This is a genomic window from Cupriavidus sp. GW823-FHT07A04, from assembly GCF_058794615.1.
The window spans coordinates 110299-127245 of record NZ_JBXAHA010000020.1; the positions used below are offsets into that span (position 1 = coordinate 110299).

At 67.2% G+C, this 16947-nt stretch carries 18 protein-coding genes; 10 read left to right on the plus strand and 8 right to left on the minus strand.

Going from position 1 to position 16947, the window contains the following annotated elements:
- Positions 1 to 178: 178 nt before the first annotated feature.
- The 6 genes from AC1Q7Q_RS30295 (at position 179) to AC1Q7Q_RS30320 (ending at position 6198) form a co-directional block, all read left to right on the plus strand.
- Positions 179 to 1282: an AraC family transcriptional regulator gene (locus AC1Q7Q_RS30295; protein ID WP_492373244.1), complete on the plus strand. Its 1104-nt coding sequence runs from the start codon at positions 179 to 181 to the stop codon at positions 1280 to 1282.
- Between the two features lie 273 nt (positions 1283 to 1555).
- Positions 1556 to 3154 carry a flavin-containing monooxygenase gene (locus tag AC1Q7Q_RS30300; protein ID WP_492373243.1) on the plus strand — a complete coding sequence of 533 codons (1599 nt, stop codon included), beginning with the start codon at positions 1556 to 1558 and terminating at the stop codon, positions 3152 to 3154.
- 66 nt (positions 3155 to 3220) lie between these two features.
- Entirely contained in the window at positions 3221 to 4135 is a 915-nt protein-coding gene (locus tag AC1Q7Q_RS30305) for an SDR family NAD(P)-dependent oxidoreductase (RefSeq protein WP_492373242.1), read from the plus strand.
- On the plus strand, positions 4132 to 5094 hold the full coding sequence (locus AC1Q7Q_RS30310; RefSeq protein WP_492373241.1) for an alpha/beta fold hydrolase: 963 nt from the start codon (positions 4132 to 4134) through the stop codon (positions 5092 to 5094). Before AC1Q7Q_RS30305 ends, AC1Q7Q_RS30310 begins: the two co-directional genes overlap by 4 nt.
- A 70-nt stretch (positions 5095 to 5164) precedes the next feature.
- On the plus strand, positions 5165 to 6037 hold the full coding sequence (locus tag AC1Q7Q_RS30315; protein WP_492373240.1) for a metal-dependent hydrolase: 873 nt from the start codon (positions 5165 to 5167) through the stop codon (positions 6035 to 6037).
- Positions 6034 to 6198: a rubredoxin gene (locus AC1Q7Q_RS30320; protein ID WP_492373239.1), complete on the plus strand. Its 165-nt coding sequence runs from the start codon at positions 6034 to 6036 to the stop codon at positions 6196 to 6198. The genes AC1Q7Q_RS30315 and AC1Q7Q_RS30320 overlap by 4 nt, the downstream gene beginning before the upstream one ends.
- Positions 6199 to 6228: 30 nt before the next feature.
- Here AC1Q7Q_RS30320 and AC1Q7Q_RS30325 read toward each other — a convergent pair whose 3' ends face one another.
- Positions 6229 to 7122 (minus strand): MerR family transcriptional regulator, encoded by an 894-nt coding sequence (locus AC1Q7Q_RS30325; protein ID WP_492373238.1) that lies wholly within the window; start codon positions 7120 to 7122, stop codon positions 6229 to 6231.
- A 170-nt stretch (positions 7123 to 7292) separates the two neighbouring features.
- Here AC1Q7Q_RS30325 and AC1Q7Q_RS30330 point away from each other — a divergent pair, with 170 nt between their 5' ends.
- The 3 genes from AC1Q7Q_RS30330 to AC1Q7Q_RS30340 all read left to right on the plus strand — a co-directional run bounded on the left by AC1Q7Q_RS30330 (position 7293) and on the right by AC1Q7Q_RS30340 (position 10485).
- Positions 7293 to 8222, plus strand: coding sequence for a LysR family transcriptional regulator (locus AC1Q7Q_RS30330; protein WP_492373237.1), 930 nt, complete (start codon positions 7293 to 7295; stop codon positions 8220 to 8222).
- A 200-nt stretch (positions 8223 to 8422) separates the two neighbouring features.
- A complete protein-coding gene (locus AC1Q7Q_RS30335) occupies positions 8423 to 9391 on the plus strand; it encodes a Bug family tripartite tricarboxylate transporter substrate binding protein (RefSeq protein WP_416050054.1) in 969 nt (322 codons plus the stop codon).
- A 122-nt stretch (positions 9392 to 9513) separates the two neighbouring features.
- Positions 9514 to 10485, plus strand: coding sequence for a M14 family metallopeptidase (locus AC1Q7Q_RS30340; protein WP_492373236.1), 972 nt, complete (start codon positions 9514 to 9516; stop codon positions 10483 to 10485).
- Between the two features lie 73 nt (positions 10486 to 10558).
- Here AC1Q7Q_RS30340 and AC1Q7Q_RS30345 read toward each other — a convergent pair whose 3' ends face one another.
- The 7 genes from AC1Q7Q_RS30345 to AC1Q7Q_RS30375 form a co-directional block, all read right to left on the minus strand.
- Entirely contained in the window at positions 10559 to 11086 is a 528-nt protein-coding gene (locus AC1Q7Q_RS30345; RefSeq protein WP_492373235.1) for a hypothetical protein, read from the minus strand.
- Positions 11087 to 11269: 183 nt separating this feature from the next.
- Positions 11270 to 11503 carry a hypothetical protein gene (locus tag AC1Q7Q_RS30350; protein WP_492373234.1) on the minus strand — a complete coding sequence of 78 codons (234 nt, stop codon included), beginning with the start codon at positions 11501 to 11503 and terminating at the stop codon, positions 11270 to 11272.
- 247 nt (positions 11504 to 11750) lie between these two features.
- The gene (locus tag AC1Q7Q_RS30355) at positions 11751 to 11954 is read right to left on the minus strand and encodes a hypothetical protein (protein ID WP_174424410.1); all 204 of its coding nucleotides are present in this window, start codon (positions 11952 to 11954) and stop codon (positions 11751 to 11753) included.
- Between the two features lie 45 nt (positions 11955 to 11999).
- The gene (locus AC1Q7Q_RS30360; protein WP_492373233.1) at positions 12000 to 12578 is read right to left on the minus strand and encodes an OB-fold protein; all 579 of its coding nucleotides are present in this window, start codon (positions 12576 to 12578) and stop codon (positions 12000 to 12002) included.
- 351 nt (positions 12579 to 12929) lie between these two features.
- Positions 12930 to 13343, minus strand: a complete 414-nt coding sequence (locus AC1Q7Q_RS30365; protein WP_416050059.1) for a hypothetical protein — start codon at positions 13341 to 13343, stop codon at positions 12930 to 12932.
- Positions 13344 to 13461: 118 nt separating this feature from the next.
- Positions 13462 to 14679, minus strand: coding sequence for an acyltransferase family protein (locus AC1Q7Q_RS30370; protein WP_492373232.1), 1218 nt, complete (start codon positions 14677 to 14679; stop codon positions 13462 to 13464).
- A gap of 170 nt (positions 14680 to 14849) precedes the next feature.
- On the minus strand, positions 14850 to 16025 hold the full coding sequence (locus tag AC1Q7Q_RS30375) for an acyltransferase family protein (RefSeq protein ID WP_492373231.1): 1176 nt from the start codon (positions 16023 to 16025) through the stop codon (positions 14850 to 14852).
- 242 nt (positions 16026 to 16267) lie between these two features.
- On the opposite strand from AC1Q7Q_RS30375, the gene AC1Q7Q_RS30380 reads away from it, so the two are divergent.
- Positions 16268 to 16945, plus strand: a complete 678-nt coding sequence (locus AC1Q7Q_RS30380; protein WP_492373230.1) for a methyltransferase family protein — start codon at positions 16268 to 16270, stop codon at positions 16943 to 16945.
- Positions 16946 to 16947 lie beyond the last annotated feature (2 nt).

A 16947-nucleotide genomic window follows, 5' to 3' on the forward strand; every position in this document is an offset into this window, starting at 1 on the left:
TTGCGCTTATCCGTCTGCTTGCGGGTCTTTTGCGGGTGCATTGCGGGTGCATTGCGGGTGCATTGCGGGTGCATTGCGCGGGCCATGCGATGCGCGTTGCCGATACCCCGCATTGACGCTCGCCGCAGTTTGGATAAAGATCGGGCCCCGGTCTTGATCCCGCATGACAGGTGATTTGATGCCACGCGCCAACGCGGCGCTCCCCGCCGCTGCTATCACCGACATCGCCAGCGCAGCTTACGTCGCCGAGACGCCCGGCACCGTGTCGCTGCCCTACCTGCGCACCGTGCTCGACTACGGCGAGGCCGCCGGCATCGCGCCGGCCGACCAGCTCGTGCTCGCAGGGCTCGATCCCGCCTTGCTCGACAGCCCGGCCGGCCCCGCCACGCGCATCGGCGTTGCGCACTACCTGACGCTGCTCGATGCGCTGGAGCGCGCCGCCGGTGATCCGCTGGCGGGCCTGCACGCGGGCGCGGCGTTCCGGCCGCGCCACTATGCCGAGATGGGCTATGTGGTGCTGACCACGCCCACGGTGCGCGAGGCCATCCTGCAGGGCATCCGCTACGAGGTGCTGGCCAACGATATCGGCCGCACCCGCCTGCATGAAACGGCGCAGGGCGCGTGGATGACGTGGGAGGCGCAGCACGGCCCGCTGTCGCGCCACGCGCACGAGCTGCACATGGCCACGTGGATCGGCTTTGCCCGCTGGCTGTTGGGCGACGGCTTCTTTGCCGAGCGTATCGAGTTTCCCCACGCGCCACCACCCGGTGGCCACGCCGACGACTACAGCCGGGTATTCGGCTGCCCGGTGGTCTTCAACGCCGGGCGCCACGCCATGCACATCGATCCCGCGCTGCTGGCGCGCCCTTCGATGCAGGCCGATGCGCAAATGCAGGCACAGATGACGCGCATCGCCCAGGCCCAGCTGCGCGCGCTGGAGGCGGACGGCACCGGCGAGATCGCGCAGGCGCGGGCCTTTATCAGCGCGGCGCTGCATCGGGGCGAGGTGCCGATCGCGGCGGTGGCGGCGCATCTGCGCTTGCCGGTGCGCACGCTGCAGCGGCGGCTGCAGGCGCAGGGGCTGAACTACTCCGCGCTGGTCGACGGGGTGCGCCGCGCGCAGGCCGAGCATTACCTCGCCGACCCCGCCATCAGCCTCGCCCAGCTGGCCATGCTGCTTGGCTTTTCGGAGCAGAGCGCGTTCAGCCATGCGTTCAAACGCTGGACGCAGGAAACCCCGAATGCCTGGCGAAAGCGGTTGCTGGGGCGCGCGCCGGGATAGCCAACGTCGCCTTTCTGCCATGTTCGACAGATTGGTGCCGGTTTCAAACGCAGCGGTGGGTACGCCCCTTGGTGCGGGAAAGCGCGCTTTCTTCCTGTTTTATGCGCTCAATAAGCCACTAAAATCCGCTAAAAATTAGAATGGCGATTCAAATCTCCGAGTTGACCCGGGGCGCTGGCGTGCCTACGATGACATTCATCAATGTCACAATCAAGGATGTTGCGACGCAATGCGGCATCCCGCCGTGCACGCCAGCGACACGAGAGACAGCTTATGAATGCGCCAGCAGACCTGCCCCCAGAGTTATCCACAGCCCAGCCGTCACCGGAGGGGCCCGGCCCCACCGAGCACATCGATATCGCCATCATCGGCACCGGGTTCGCCGGGCTGGGCATGGCGATCCGCCTCAAGCAGGCAGGCCTGCATGACTTCGCGCTGTTCGAGAAGGCCGCCTCGGTGGGGGGCACGTGGCGCGACAACCACTATCCGGGCTGCGCCTGCGATGTGCAGTCGCATCTGTACTCGTTCTCTTTCGCGCCCAACCCCAACTGGTCGCGCATGTTTTCGCCGCAGCCGGAGATCCGCGCTTACCTGGAACGCTGCACCGACCAGTTCCGCCTGCGCCCCCACCTGCGCCTGAACCACGAACTGCGCCGCGCCGCATGGGACGACGCCAGCGGCACGTGGCAGCTCGACATGGCCGATGGCAAGCGCGTGCGGGCTCGCGTGCTGGTGTCGGGCATGGGTGGCCTGAGCCGGCCGGCGTATCCCAATATCCCGGGCCTGGCGCGCTTTCGCGGCGAGGCGTTTCACTCGCAGCACTGGAACCATGACTACGCGCTGGCGGGCAAGCGCGTGGCGGTGATCGGCACTGGCGCCAGCGCCATCCAGTTCGTGCCGCAGATCGCTGCGCAGGTGGCGCACCTGGACCTGTTCCAGCGCACGCCGCCGTGGATCATGCCCAAGCCCGATCGCAAGGTGTCAGCCGCCGAGCGCTGGCTGTTCCGCCGCCTGCCGCTCACGCAAAAGCTGATGCGCACCGGCATCTACTGGGCGCTGGAGTCGCGCGTGCTTGGCTTCGTGATCCATCCCAAGCTGATGACGGTGGTGGCGCGCATCGCGCGCCGCCATATCAAGCGGCAGATCGCCGATCCCGCGCTGCGTGCCACCGTCACGCCGGACTACACCATCGGCTGCAAGCGCGTGCTGATCTCCAACGACTATTACCCTGCGCTGGCGCGCGCCAACGTGGATGTGGTGACTTGCGGCATCGACCACGTGGAGGAAGACGCCATCGTGATGCGCGACGGCACCCGCCGCAAGGCGGACTGCATCATCTTTGGCACCGGCTTTCACGCCACCGATCCGATTCCGCGCGGCGCCATCCTCGGCCAGCGCGGCGCCGATCTGCTCGATGCCTGGCGCGATGGCGCCGAGGCGTACCTGGGCACCACCGTGGCCGGCTTCCCCAACCTGTTCCTGGTGGTGGGGCCGAACACCGGCCTGGGGCATAGCTCGATGGTGTTCATGATCGAGTCGCAGGTGAACTACATCCTCGGCGCGCTCAAGGCCATGGGCCAGCAGCGTGTGCAGGCCATCGACGTGCGCCCGCCCGCGCAGCGCGACTACAACGCGGGGCTGCAGCGCAAGCTGGCGGGCGCGGTGTGGTCGGAGGGCGGCTGCGTGAGCTGGTACCTCGACCCCAAGACCGGCAAGAACACCACGCTGTGGCCCGGGTTCACCTGGCAGTTCCGCCGCGCCACCGCACGCTTTCGCATGGCCGACTACGAGATCCGCCCGCTGATGCACCACGCGCTCGCACCCAATGCAGCCAACGCAGCCAGCGAAGCCAACCGGGCCATCGAGGCGTGAGCGCGTTGCGTGCCCGGCCGCGAAGCTGACCAGAAGCACACCAGAAGAACACCGAGGAGACACCGCATGAAGGATTTCAAGAACAAGGTGGCCGCCATTACCGGCGCAGGCTCCGGCATGGGCCGCTCACTGGCGCTCGCGCTGGCGCGCGAAGGCTGCCAGCTGGCGCTGTCGGACCGCAATGAAAAAGGCCTCGCGCAGACGGTGGCCGAGGTCATGCGCGCGGCGCCAGGCCTGGTGTTCACGCAGCACTGCGTGGATGTATCGGACCGCGCCGCGATGTACGCCTGGGCCGAGCAGGCCGCGCGCGCGCACGGGCGCATCAACCTGATTTTCAACAATGCCGGCGTGGCGCTGTCGAGCACCATCGAGGGCATGAGCTACGATGACCTCGAATGGATCATGGGCATCAACTTCTGGGGCGTGGTGCATGGCACCAAGGCGTTCCTGCCTTACCTGAAGGCCAGCGGCGACGGCCACGTGATCAATACGTCGAGCATCTTCGGCATCTTCGCGCAGCCCGGCATGAGCGGCTACAACGCGAGCAAGTATGCGGTGCGTGGCTTTACGGAATCGCTGCGCCAGGAGCTCGACATGCAGGCGTGCGGCGTGTCCGCGACCTGCGTGCACCCGGGCGGCATCAAGACCAATATTGCGCAGGCCAGCCGTATCTCCGCGAACGTCACCGGCTTCCTGGTGCACGATGAGCAGCAGGGCCGCGATGAGTTCGAGAAGTACTTCATCACCACGGCGGACAAGGCCGCGCGCGTGATCCTCAACGGCGTGCGCCACAACCGCCGCCGCGTGCTGATCGGCCCGGATGCGGTTGCCGCCGACATGATGGCGCGGCTGCTGCCTGCGGCCTACCAGAAGCTGGTGGTGTTCGACGCGCGCCGCAAAGGCCCGCTCGGCAAGCCTGCCGCGGACGTGCCCAACACGGTGCCGGCCAAGGCCAGCGGCAATGGCGGAGATGCGCAATGAACCGCGTCGCCATGCCGGCGGACAGCCGCCTCTCGCAGCCACCCGGCGCGCTCACGCGCTGGTTCGGCCAGGGCCGCGTAGGGCTGTTTAGCCTGTCGCGTGAAACGCTCGCCAGACGCTACGCGCTGCCCGCCTCGCGCTGGGTGCAGGTCATGGGCACGCTCGTGCATTACACCGATGAAGGCGTGCCCGGCGGCGAGCCGCTGCTGCTGATCCATGGCTTCGGCGCTTCGCTGCACACCTGGCAAGGTGTGCTGCCGGCACTCGCGCAACGCTATCGCGTGCTGCGCGTGGACCTGCCGCCCTTTGGCCTGACCGGGCCGTTGCGCGATGCGCGCGGGCGCATTCTCACCATGGATGTGGACACGTACCGCCGCTTTATCGACGCCTTCTGCGACGCCATCCACCTGCAGCGCGCCAGCGTCATCGGCAACTCGCTGGGCGGCCTGATCGCATGGGACATGGCCGCGCGCCATCCCGGGCGCGTCGACAAGATGGTGCTGATCGATGCCGCCGGTTTCCCGATGAAGCTGCCGCTGTACATCGCGCTGTTCAACCACGCGCCGGTGCGCTGGTCGGCGCCGTGGCTGCTGCCGGAGTGCGTGATCCGCGCCGCCACGCGCGACGTCTACGGCGATGCCTCGCGGGTGGACGAAGGCACCTTCCGTCGCTATGTCGATTTCTTCTACGCCGAGGGCAGCCGCGAAGCGGTCGGCCGCATGGTGCCCAAGCTGGACTTCGACGCGCTCGACACGCAGGCGCTCAATGGCATCCGCTCGCCCACGCTGGTGCTGTGGGGCGAGCGTGACCGCTGGATCCCGCCGGCGCATGCGCAAGCCTTTGCCGGGCGCATTCCTGGCGCGCGGCTGCAGCGCTACGCCGGCCTGGGCCATATCCCGATGGAAGAGGATCCGCAGCGCGTGGCGGCGGACCTGCTGCCTTTTCTCGACGGGCGCTGAGGCCACCGCTGAAATACGCACCGCACCCGACGCACCCGACGCATTCCACGAATCGACAGGAGTACTCATCATGATGCCAGTCCGACGCGATGTGCATCCCCACTTGCCCGCCAGCCGCATCGGCGACTGGCACGTGCGGGGCCGCCATGTCACCCACTTCGTCAACGCGCTCTCGATCTTCTTTCCGGCGGGCGAACGCTTCTTCATGGACAGCGTGCGCGCCTATCGCGACGACGTGACCGACCCCGAGCTCAAGCGCGCCATCGCGGGTTTTATCGGCCAGGAGGCCATGCACACGCGCGAGCATATCCTCTACAACCGGCTGATGACGGATGCGGGCCTGCCCGCCGAGCCGCTCGATCGGTTCGTCGGCAAACTGCTCAACGTGCTGCGCAAGATACTGCCCAAGTCATGGCAGCTTGCGCACACCATCGCGCTCGAGCACTACACCGCGATGCTTGCCGGCGGGCTGCTGGCGGACCCGGACCAGATGGGCGGCTCCGAGCCCGGCTACCACCAGGTGTGGATCTGGCACGCGCTGGAAGAGACCGAGCACAAGGCCGTGGCCTACGACGTGTGGAATGCCGTGATGAAGCCGGGGCTATATCGCTATCTGCTGCGCACCTTCACCATGCTCACCACCACGGTGACGTTCTGGGCGATGGTGTTCGTATTCCACATCCGGCTGGTGATGGCGGATCGCGAGTGCCGCAACAAGCTCGGCGGCTTTGGCGGCGTGGTGCGTTTCCTGTGGGGCAAGCCTGGCGTGCTGCGCAAGATGATTCCGGAGTGGTTCGATTATTTCCGGCCGGGCTTCCACCCGTGGGATCACGACAACCGTGCGCAGCTGGCGCGTATCGAGCCGCTGATCGCAGAGATCGAGGCCACCTCCGCGCGCGCCGGCGTATCCAGCCGGGCGCCTTCGGTGAGGGCCGCGGCATGAAGGTCTGGCAGTGTGAAATCTGCGGGCTGGTCTACGACGAAGCCGCTGGCATGCCGGAGCATGGCATCGCGCCTGGCACGGCATGGAGTGCCGTGCCGGAAGACTGGAGCTGCCCCGATTGCGGCATGCACAAGGGGGATTTCCAGATGGTGGCGCTTTAGGTAGCCGGCTAGAGCGGGCACGTACCTGTATCAGCGCCTGGCCTTGCGCGGCCCGGCCTTTGGCGCGTTGCCCGCGCCGCCGTCTTCCGGCGCGTCGTGCAAGTGCTCGATGATGGCCGCCACGCGGTCGCCGAGGTATTTATTGGCTGACTGTTCCATGGCCCGCATCATCTCCGCTTCTACCGCCACCATGGCCAGCGGGCGGATGCGCCAGAGGATATCCACCAGCCGCGGCACGTCCTGCGGCGGTGGCAGCTTGCCTTCACCGAAGCGGTCCAGCTCGCGCACCACCATGGCCACGATCCGGTCCGATACGGCTTCGAAGTGCCCGCGTGCGTGCTCGACGATGGACAGCACATCTTCCAGCGGAAATCCCGCGCGCGCGATCTCCGCGCCGGCAGCCAGCGTGCGCGGGCTGCGTGCGAGGTAGCCCATGCCGTCCGGCTCCAGCAGGCCGAGCGCGATGGCCTTGGCCAGCGCCGGGCGCGATATCGCGCGGCCGAACAGCTTGGCCAGCGCCAGGTAGGAATAGTGGCGCGGCACTTCATCGGTCCACGGGCTGCTGATGGCGGATTCCAGCCCGAGGATGGAGCGCAGGTCATGCCCTTCCACGATGGCCTTGAGCAGCTCCTGGATATTGTTCAGCGTGTAGCCGCGCGCCAGCAGGTGGTTGATCAGCCGTAGCCGGCCCAGGTGCGTCTGCGTGTAGATGCCCACCCGGCCGCGCCGCTCGGGCGGATCGATCAGGCCGCGGTCCTGGTAGGAGCGCACATTGCGCACCGTGGTGCCGGCCGCCCGCGCCAGTTCGTCGATGGTGTATTCCGGCGGCGTGCCATTGCCATTGCCGGAGCCGGCGGCATCGTGGGCGGCGGACGCCGATGACGACGAGGAGGTGGGCGCAGTGCTGCGCTTGAAGAAGGCCATGGCAAAAATTCTACCCGAGTCGTGCGTCTGCCGTGTGTCGTATGCCGGGCGCTGCGCCTCGGGACACGCACCGCTACAGCTACAATATTCGCAGCGCCGCTCTTCGCGACGGCGGCATTTGCCCGGATCGTCCCCATTCAACTTCTGCGCGCGCCCTGGCGCGAGTCCTTATGCATATCCGCTGGCTGGAGGATTTTGTGTGCCTGGCCCAGGCCGGCAGTCTGGCGCGCGCGGCGGAGCTGCGTAACGTCACGCCGCCGGCATTCGGGCGCCGCATGCAGGCGCTGGAAGTCTGGGCGGGCGCGCCGCTGATCGATCGCAGCGTGTTCCCGGTGCGCCTCACCGATGAGGGGCGGCAGTTCCTGGAGGCCGCGCAGAGCGCGCTGCGCACGCTGGACGATACGCGCATGTCGCTGCGCGCGGCGCATCGGGCCGATGCCAGCACCGTGGTGATCGTCACCGGCAAGACGCTGGCGCGCTCGATGGTGCCGGCGTGGCTGGCCGGCCTGCGCCATGCGCTGCGCAACGACAAGGCGGCCGCGGGGTTTCGCACGCGGCTTTCCACCTTTCCCACGCACGACGCGCTGGCGATCTTCACCGAAGGCGACGCGGATTTCCTGCTTTGCTACAACTCGCCGGAGCAGCCGGTGACGCTGGACGGCGCGCGCTACCAATACCACCTTGTGGGCGAGGAGCGCCTCGTTTGCGTGAGCGCGGCGGCGGATGGTGGCGGGCCACAGTACAAGTTGCTCGCACGCGGCCAGCGCGCCCCGGTGCCGATGATCGCCTACGCGCAGACGCTGACCCTGGGCCGCATGGTCAACGGCGAGATCGCGCGGCGCGGGCTGGCCAGCCGGCTCGACGTGATCGCGGTCAGCGATTTCGCCGAATCCGTGCATGAAATGGTGCGCCAGCGCATGGGCCTGGCGTGGCTGCCCGCGCGGCTGATCGCCGATGACCTGCATGCCGGTCGCCTGGTGCGCGCCGGGCTGGAGGTGGGCGGCGAAACGGATCTCGTGATGCAGATCCTGCTGTATCGCCCGCGCGCGCCCATGCGGGCGCTGGGCGAGGCCTTCTGGCATGCGGCGGTGGCGGGCTAGTTGTCCAGCGCCACGCGCTGGGTCCGCCTTGGCGCGGCTGGCGCCTGATCCCAGCCCCCGATCCCCCACCCTTGCCAAAACGGCAAGCGCCATTGCCAAAGCCGCACGTTGCTGCGCCCGCACGCTCTCTAAGATCGCCGCATGCCTGCATACCTTGCCTGTCTGCATACGGCGCAAATCTAAAAACGGAGAGACCTGCCATGAACAAACTGCTGCGTGCGGCTGCTGCCGCATCCTTCTGCCTGCTTGCCGGCGGCGCTGCCGCCTCGGGCTGGCCGACCAAGCCGATTTCCCTGGTGGTGGGCTACACCGCGGGCGGCAGCGTCGACCTGGTGGCCCGCACCATCGCGCCGGAACTGGGCAAGCGCCTGGGCCAGAGCGTGGTGATCGAGAACCTGGGCGGCGCGGGCGGCACCATCGGCGCGTCCAAGGTGGTCAAGGCCGACGCCGACGGCTACACGCTGCTGATGGGCTCGGGCAGCGAGGTCTCGATCGCGCGCCTGACCAACCCCGCCGTGCGCTACGACGGCGAGCGCGACCTGGCGCCGATCACCTTTGTCGGCACCCAGCCGATGGTGCTGGTGGGCAAGTCCGCGCTGCCGGCCAAGAACGCCGACGAGCTGATCGCGCTGGCCAAGGCGCAGCCGGGCAAGCTGGCCTATGCGTCGTCCGGCGTGGGCACGCCGCTGAACCTGGCCGGCGAGCTGATCAAGCAGCAAGGCAAGGTCAACATCACCCATGTGCCCTATAAGGGTGCGTCCGCCATGTCCACCGACTTGCTCGGCGGCCAGATCGACCTCGCCGTGATGGTGCTGTCGTCGGCACTGCCGCATATCCAGGCTGGCCGGGTCAAGGCCTACGGCGTGACCGAAGGGCACCGCGCCCAGGTGGCGCCCAACGTGCCCGCGCTGGCGGAAAGCAGCGCGCTCAAGGGCGTGGACATGGGCGTGTGGTTTGGCCTGATGGCGCCGGCCAATACGCCGCGCGCCGTGGTCGATCGCCTGAACACCGAGATGCAGGCCGTGCTGGCCATGCCCGACGTGAAGAAGAAGCTGGCGGAGGCCGGCGTGGAAGTGGCGCCGGGCGGCCCGGGCCAGTTCGCCAGCTTTATCAAGCGCGAGACGGTGAAGTACAAGAGCATCGTGCAGACTGCCGGCATTCACGAATAAGGGGACGGCGGCAGGCGTACCATTTGCTTGTCGCAAGTGGCGGTGCCGGCGGTTGCCGCCTGCCTTCCCTGCTTCTTTCGCTGTTCAGTCGCTATCACTGGCAATCTTGCCGATCAAAAAACATGACGACCACTGCCCCCAGCTTCGACGCATACCCGGTTGAAGTCGAATTCCCCGATATCTCCGCCTACGCCACCGGCAACGCCGGCGTGCCCTATGTCCACACCTTCGACAGCGGCGTGCCCGGCCCGCACGTGATGGTCAATGCGCTGACCCACGGCAACGAGGTGTGCGGCGCCATCACCGTCAAGGCGCTGCTGGACCTGGGCCTGCGCCCACGCCGCGGCCGCCTGACGCTGGCCTTTGCCAACGTCGACGCGTACCTCAGCTTCGATGCCGCCCGCCCGGATGCGTCGCGCTATGTCGACCAGGATTTCAACCGCGTGTGGACGGCCGCCGTGCTCGACGACACCACCCGTGACTCGTCCGAGCTGCGCCGCGCACGCGCCATGCGCCCGGTCATCGATACCGTGGACCTGCTGCTCGACCTGCACTCCATGCACGAGAAGAGCTTGCCGCTGATCGTGTCCGGCCCGCTCGACAAGGGCATTGCCCTGTCGCGCGCCGTGGGCGCGCCCGCCAATGTGATCGTGGACGAGGGCCATCCGGAAGGACGGCGCATGCGCGACTACGCAGGCTTTGGCGACCCCGCCAGCGCCAGGAACGCGCTGTTGATCGAATGCGGCCAGCACTGGGAAACCGCGGCCGTGGGCGTGGCCCAGGACAGCACCGCGCGCTTCCTGCTCCATGCCGGCGTGATCGATGCGGGTGACGTGCCTGCCGGCTGGCTCCTGCCCGTGGCGCCGCAGCGGGTGGTACGCGTGACCGAGCCCGTGGTCGCCAGCAGCATGGATTTCCGCTTCGCCGGCCCATACACCGGGCTGGAAACCTTCGCCGAAGCCGGCACCGTGATCGGCTGGCGCGACGGCGAGCCGGTGGTCACACCGTATCCGGATTGCGTGCTGGTGATGCCGTCGCTGCGGCAACTGCGCCCGGGCGTGACCGTGGTGCGGCTGGGGCAGGTGGTAGGCTGACCGGCTGATTTAAGTGCGCAGGCGCGCACTTATCGCTGTAATGGGTACGCCGTCGTCAAGGCGGCGGAGGTGTTCAGGCTGGCGTAGCTGGCGATTGCGGGGCGGCCGGCGCACCTGGCGTGCCTGCCGTGGACGGCTTTGGCCGCATGCCGGGCAGCAATTGCTCGAACAGCTCGTCGATCTTCATCTCGGGCGGGACCAGGTTGCTCAGGTTGATGCCGCCGGCGCTGCGCAGGGCGTCGTAGTTCGCCTTGCCGGCACGCTCGCCGTTGATATAGACGATGATCTCTGCCGTACTCAGGAAATCGCGCCAGTAGGTCTGGCGTTGCATGTAGACCGTGGCGGTATAGGGGCACGACGCCACCGACGAGCCGGGCGACAGCATCTTGAACTCAAAGCCGCGCTGCTGCACCGCGTCGCGGATGAATTCCGCATAGGCATTGCCGCCGCTGCCCGGGTTGGCGATCACGCAAAACAGCGTGCCGTCGGCCGGCTGCATGGAGGCGATACGGTCGCCGCGGTCGACCGGGACGACGGCCTGGTACGTGGCGCAGCCGGTGACCAGCAAGCCTAGGCTGGCGGCTAGCAGTGCTTTTTTCATGATGTTCCTGGAAACGCTGGTGCAAGGGTGCCGAACCGTGTTGTCGGCATGCGCGCCAGGCAACTTTAGGCCATTGCGGCGGCGGCAATCGTTGGAACAGCGCGGGTAAACCGGTCCTGTGCCGGTCCTGTGCCGGTCCAGCGCCGGTTCTGCTGCGGTTCTGTGGCTCGCCCGAGGTTAGCCTCAGAGCACAATGGCCTGCCGGCAGCGTAGCGCCATCACCTGCGCCTCGAAGGCGCGGGCCGCGCGCTGCGCGAGCTGGTCGCGGCGGCAGCCCGGGCGGCCATGATCCACGGCAAGGCGACCGAGCCCGGTCACCCGCCACTCGCGGCGCGTGATGGCGAGAATGTTGGCGAGCGCCTGGACTTGCTGGACTTGGCGGGCAGGCAGCGTGCCCCGGGAGAGATCTTCCATCATGATATTCAGCGCGGCCCTCGCTCCGGGGGAGCTTCGGGCCGCTTTGCCTTGTCCCGTCGTTGACGTTTATTCGTATCGTGATGGAAAGATACACAACGCCGGAACGCGCCATTATCGATAGCGCACCGATCCTGCTGTGGGATGTGTCCTACATGCCGCCGGAGTGGCGATTGGCGTACTGGTTAACCGAGGGGAGAGGGGGAGACAACCGTCGTCATGGCGCGCGGTCTTGGCCCGGTTGGTGGCCTCAGGCCTTTGCCGCCCCCCCGCTGGCCATCGTGCCCACCACCATCAGGCAGATCGCGGCAAGGAACACCCCCACCAGCAGGATCTGCAGGCGCCCCACCGGGCGGCCCTTCAGGAAGGCGTTGCTGATGAACGGTGGCGAGACCAGGCCCACCACGGTGACGATCAGGATGGTCAGGGCGAGTACGGAAAGCAGGGTTTGCATGCTGGATGTCGATCTGGGTAAATCTGGCTAAGTCAGTGCTCGCGCTCAGTTGGCGCCGCCACGCACAAGGCAATCTTCAAGGACGGGCGAGCCTTCCACCTGGCCCGCGCCGGTGCATTCCACGGCCACCTTCTGTCCGCGCCGGACCATGGTGCCGCGCGCTTCCACCTCGCAGGTGCGCCCGGCGGGGCCGCAGATCTGGATCGGCAGGAGCTTGGCGCGCACCACCAGGGTCGGGCTATTGGAGCGGATATCCAGGAAGACCGTGTCGTTTCCCTCGCGCCGCACGCCGCTGGCCACGCCCTCCACGATGAAATACTTGCCTAGGTAGCGGTCGTTGGCCGCGCCGGCGTTCTCCTGGTAATCGTCGACAAGGGTGTCCGCCTGGTACTGCGGCAGGATGTCGGTGGAGCGGTTCGGGTCGATGCTGATCGGGTCCAGCGTGCCGTTCTTGGGCACGCCGCGCGCGCCGGCGTTGGGCTCTGGCACCGCCGCGGACGCTGCCGCGACCGGCTCGGGGGCCGGCTCTTCCTGCTGCTCTTCATGGTTGCCGGTGAGCCACAACATGCCAAGGACGGCAAGGGCGACAACGCCGATAAGGATTTGCTGGGTACGGTTCAACATCCGGGGTTTCCTGCGATAGAAATGGGCCATTGCGCTGTCAGGCACCGGCTGCGCGCATCAATCGCGCGCACTGTGCGCCGGCACGCTCGGCTCGGCTGCCAGCCCGCCTGTGGCAAGGCCTGGCGGTGCCAGGTCAGGTGTTCGGGCGGGGCTTGCCAAAAAAGTTGCCCACAGCTTTGCCCACAGGGTTGTTCGGTCTTTTCCACAGACTTGTCCACAGCCTGGGCGGGGTGCCGTGTGGGGATCCGGGCGGGCATGCGCATGCACTTCATGGCGATGGCGTGACGTAAGGCTGGCTTGCTACGGGGCTGCCTGGCTGCGCCGCATCAAGCCGCAACCGGCAAGCCGCGATCAATGAAGGTGCCGCAGCCCGGTTTCGTCGTCGTCTTCGTCCTCGTCTTCCCAGTCTTCATGTTCGACCGGGGTGTCAGGCGCCATGTCGAACACCATCGAGTGGTGCTGCACGGTGAACCAGTCACGGAACTGCTGCAGCGTCAGCGTTTGCGGCCACAGGCTTTCGTCGAACCACTCCCCCAGCATGAATTCGAACAAGGCGCGCCAGCGCTGTTCCACCCACTGCAGCGCTTCCGACGTGGTCGAGACATCGTCCGGCACCAGGAACACACTCTGGTCCTCGCGTACATGCTCAAGGGTCAGCGTGGCTACCGGGTCGATATCCACGGCCATGATCCATTCGAAGAAAGGCTGCTGCGGCACCAATACGACGAGCGAGCGATTGAGGGTAAAGCGGGGATGATCGGTCATGGCAGGGGCTCGTTCGCTGAAACGGCCCATTGTAGCGGTTGGCCGTGCCCGCATGCGATTCATCGGTGGGCCGGCGGCCCGGCATTGCCAGGCCGCCGCCCGCCGCGGATCAGCACGCCTAGATGATGGGCCGTTCGCGCCTGGCGGGGTCGGCGCCAAATGCGTCCCGCGTCGGCAAGGCGGCGGATGGCGGGGGCGGCGCTGGCGTGGGAGTCCGGTCGGGGAACAACATGTCCTTGAGCCCCAGGAAGCGTTTTTCGATCAGGTGCCAGCTCAGCAAGGCCGCTGCGATGGAGGCACACAGGCACGCCGCCGAAAAGCCCAGCTGCCACGGGATCTGGCTGCCGAACAACAGGCGCGGCTCGCCGAACGCCTTGACCGCCACCACGCGGATGATCGGGTGGAACACGTAAAGCGCGTAGCTGTATTTGCCCAGGAACACCAGGTACCGGTTGCTGAACACGACGTGCCGGTCCGTGGCGCAGGCCGCGTAGATCAGGCCCACCGCCACCACGGCAACCACCGAGAAGCCCACGGTGTAGATCAGCGGGCTGGATTCCAGCCGGGAACCCATGGCCGCCAGCCCGCCCGCCAGCACCAGCAGCGCTAATGGCGCCGCCTTCACCAGCCAGGGCTTGAAGTGCAATCCGCGCCGGACCGCCATCGCCAGCAACGCACCCGCTACCAGGCCATCCAGCCGGGCCGGCGTGAACACCGAAATGGCGTCCGCGCTATAGCCTTGCAACACCATGCCGACACGCACCGCCAGCGTTCCCGCCAGCAGCACCAGGCAGAGCCGGCGCATGGCGGCCAACGGCAGCAGCAGCACCAGCAAGGGCCACACGGCGTAGAACTGCTCCTCGATGGCAAGCGACCACAAATGCCCCGCACCCGCGCCGAAGAACGTGCCGGTCAGCGCCTGCTTGAGGTTGGACAGATACAGCACGAACCACGGCCAGCTGGCCTGCACCGCCTCCAGCTTGGCCTGCTCAAAGGCGCCGACGCGGTGCGAGATCAGCGGGAACAGCAGCAGAAACAGCACGGCCAGGTAGAAGTAGTACAGCGGAAAGATGCGCAGCACGCGGCGCCCGTAGAACGCGCGCAGGAAGTTGGGCGCGCCCTTGGTGCGCAGCAGGATGCCCGTGATCAGGAATCCCGACAGCGCAAAGAAGATATCCACGCCAATCCACCCCGTCATCGACAACTGGTAGAACAGGCGGTCGAGCGGCAGGTCCGACACCAGGCCCACATGGGCAAAGTGATAGAGCATGACAATCAGGACCGCCAGGCCCCGCACACCGTCGAGCGCGCAAACGTGCGTACCGTCTCGGTTCATGTTCACTCCCTGCCTGGGATGGCCACGCCCGGCGCGGGCGGGCCCACCGGGCTGCCGTGGTGCAATGTCAAAAGGTACCGCGCGGCCTGGCCTGCGTTGGTGTGGCAGCCAACACAGCCCAACCCAGGCCAACACACAGGTCAACACACAGGCCAGCAGTGCAACGCCGCTTACAAGGCCTGCTGCGGCAAGTCCTGGAGCGGTTCGGCCTCGACGCTGCGCGCGGGTGCGCCGCCCTCCTCGCTCCCCGCCTCCATGGCTGTTGCCCGCGCTCGTTTGCCAAGCCAGCTCCTGAGCCGCAGAAATGGCGCTTCGACCAGCACGTAGCTCAGCGCCGCGGCTGCTAGTGCCTCCAGGATGCAATAGGGGAAGCGCAGCGCCAGCGGCGACGCCGTGCTGGTAAACAGCTGCTGCCAGACGTACAAGCTGAACGAGATCGTGCCCACGAACACAAAGGCCTTGCTCCGGAGCAGGCGCGATATCCACAACTCGGGCCGCTCCACCACAGCGAGGATCAGCAGGCCCACCGCCGCCGCCAGCGCCACCGGGCCATAGGTCGCCGTCCAGATGCCGCCGGCCAGGGTGCCGATGACCGGCAGGCCAAGCAGCAGTACCAGGATCAGCGCCGGCAGCACGAATGCGCCGGCGAAGCGTGCGTTCAGCTGCGCCTTGAGCCGCTCGCGGTCCAGGGCGATGTAGCATCCCATCAGCACCGGGTCCACGCCCGTGTGCAGCATCAACCCCAGTTGACCGCGCAACGAAGGCGTTGTGAAATAGCAGAGCACCCGCACCAGCGGCATCAGCAAGATCACCAGCACCAGCCAGCGCGGGTCCTTGCCGCGCAGCAGCAGCAACAGCACCGGCGGCCACAGCCAGTAGAACTGCTCGTCCAGCGCCAGCGTCCAGAAATGGCCGAGCAGCCACGCGCCGGTGGGATGCGCCATGTTGACGTTGCCCAGCCCGAGCAACTCGGAGTAATTCCAGAGGTGCGCGGCCGCAAACAGGAGCTGCCGCGCATCCACATCGATCAGCCCGACGATGCCGAACAGGCCAAGCGCGATCAGGTAGACATAGAAAGCCGGCCAGATGCGCAGCGCGCGGCGGCCATAGAAACGCATCAGCTTGATGGAGCCGCAGGCGCGCCACTCAGCCTGCAGCAGCTCCGTAATCAGGAAACCGCTCAACACGAACGAGATGAACACGCCGACGCCGCCATTCGCGAAATACCGCAGTGGCACAAGCAATCCCGTGTACCCCCCCTTGGCCATGTGCTCCGCATGGCTGATGACCACCAGCATGACCGCGACGCTGCGAAGCCCGGTCAGCTCTAGAACGCGACGGCTCATTTTTCCTACCCCTCAAGGTATCGGGGGGCGCGGTACTCTGCCATGCCCCCCTCGCTTGCCGCCGCGCCACAACGCTCTGCGGCGTCGCGGTGGCCGCGCGCGGCGCGCGCAACCGGTGAGCATGCGGAATGAATCTAGCTTGCCCCGCCGGCGCGCTCTGTGCGCCGGCATACCAAGTGCGTGCTAACGTGCAGGAATGACAAACGCGCGGCTACCGGTTCGGCGGCAAGGAGGCAGGCGCCATGGGATTCAAGGTCGGAATGGCGCTGGCGGCGGAGGGCCTGCTCTTTGCGGCCCTGCTGTTTGGCGCGGCGGGTACGCTGGCCTGGCCCGCCGCCTGGGCTTATCTCATCCTGTTTTTTGGCGGCGGCTATTGGCTCACGCAACGCCTGGCGCGGCACGATCCGGCACTGCTCGCCGAGCGCATGAAGATGCCGCTGCAACGCGGCCAGCCGTTCTGGGACAAGATCCTGCTGCCGTTCGTGCTCGTGGCGTGGATCGCCTGGATGGTGCTGATGGGCCTGGATGCGGTGCGCTTTCACTGGTCCGCGATGCCGCTGTGGCTGCAGTGCCTGGGCGCAGTGCTGCTGGTGCTGTCATTTCTCCTGATCGACCGCGTGTTTCACGAAAACACCTTCCTCGCGGCCGTGGTCAGGATCCAGGCCGAGCGCGGGCACCGGGTGGTGTCGAGCGGCCCCTACGCCGTGGTTCGCCACCCGCTCTACGCCACCATGCTGGTGTTCCTGCCGGCCAATGCGCTGATGCTCGGCTCCTGGTACGGCGTGGCCGCATCGCCGGTGCTCATTGGCGCCATCGTGTTTCGCACGGCAATGGAAGACCGCGAGCTGCAGCGCGGCCTCAAGGGCTACGCGGCCTATGCGGCCCGGGTGAGATACCGGCTGGTCCCGTTCGTCTGGTAGCT

Coding starts and splice junctions, on each gene's coding strand:
- AC1Q7Q_RS30295 (WP_492373244.1), top strand. CDS start 179: ATGCCACGCGCCAACGCGGCGCTCCCCGCCGCTGCTATCACCGACATC.
- AC1Q7Q_RS30300 (WP_492373243.1), top strand. CDS start 1,556: ATGAATGCGCCAGCAGACCTGCCCCCAGAGTTATCCACAGCCCAGCCG.
- AC1Q7Q_RS30305 (WP_492373242.1), top strand. CDS start 3,221: ATGAAGGATTTCAAGAACAAGGTGGCCGCCATTACCGGCGCAGGCTCC.
- AC1Q7Q_RS30310 (WP_492373241.1), top strand. CDS start 4,132: ATGAACCGCGTCGCCATGCCGGCGGACAGCCGCCTCTCGCAGCCACCC.
- AC1Q7Q_RS30315 (WP_492373240.1), top strand. CDS start 5,165: ATGATGCCAGTCCGACGCGATGTGCATCCCCACTTGCCCGCCAGCCGC.
- AC1Q7Q_RS30320 (WP_492373239.1), top strand. CDS start 6,034: ATGAAGGTCTGGCAGTGTGAAATCTGCGGGCTGGTCTACGACGAAGCC.
- AC1Q7Q_RS30325 (WP_492373238.1), bottom strand. CDS start 7,122: ATGGCCTTCTTCAAGCGCAGCACTGCGCCCACCTCCTCGTCGTCATCG.
- AC1Q7Q_RS30330 (WP_492373237.1), top strand. CDS start 7,293: ATGCATATCCGCTGGCTGGAGGATTTTGTGTGCCTGGCCCAGGCCGGC.
- AC1Q7Q_RS30335 (WP_416050054.1), top strand. CDS start 8,423: ATGAACAAACTGCTGCGTGCGGCTGCTGCCGCATCCTTCTGCCTGCTT.
- AC1Q7Q_RS30340 (WP_492373236.1), top strand. CDS start 9,514: ATGACGACCACTGCCCCCAGCTTCGACGCATACCCGGTTGAAGTCGAA.
- AC1Q7Q_RS30345 (WP_492373235.1), bottom strand. CDS start 11,086: ATGAAAAAAGCACTGCTAGCCGCCAGCCTAGGCTTGCTGGTCACCGGC.
- AC1Q7Q_RS30350 (WP_492373234.1), bottom strand. CDS start 11,503: ATGATGGAAGATCTCTCCCGGGGCACGCTGCCTGCCCGCCAAGTCCAG.
- AC1Q7Q_RS30355 (WP_174424410.1), bottom strand. CDS start 11,954: ATGCAAACCCTGCTTTCCGTACTCGCCCTGACCATCCTGATCGTCACC.
- AC1Q7Q_RS30360 (WP_492373233.1), bottom strand. CDS start 12,578: ATGTTGAACCGTACCCAGCAAATCCTTATCGGCGTTGTCGCCCTTGCC.
- AC1Q7Q_RS30365 (WP_416050059.1), bottom strand. CDS start 13,343: ATGACCGATCATCCCCGCTTTACCCTCAATCGCTCGCTCGTCGTATTG.
- AC1Q7Q_RS30370 (WP_492373232.1), bottom strand. CDS start 14,679: ATGAACCGAGACGGTACGCACGTTTGCGCGCTCGACGGTGTGCGGGGC.
- AC1Q7Q_RS30375 (WP_492373231.1), bottom strand. CDS start 16,025: ATGAGCCGTCGCGTTCTAGAGCTGACCGGGCTTCGCAGCGTCGCGGTC.
- AC1Q7Q_RS30380 (WP_492373230.1), top strand. CDS start 16,268: ATGGGATTCAAGGTCGGAATGGCGCTGGCGGCGGAGGGCCTGCTCTTT.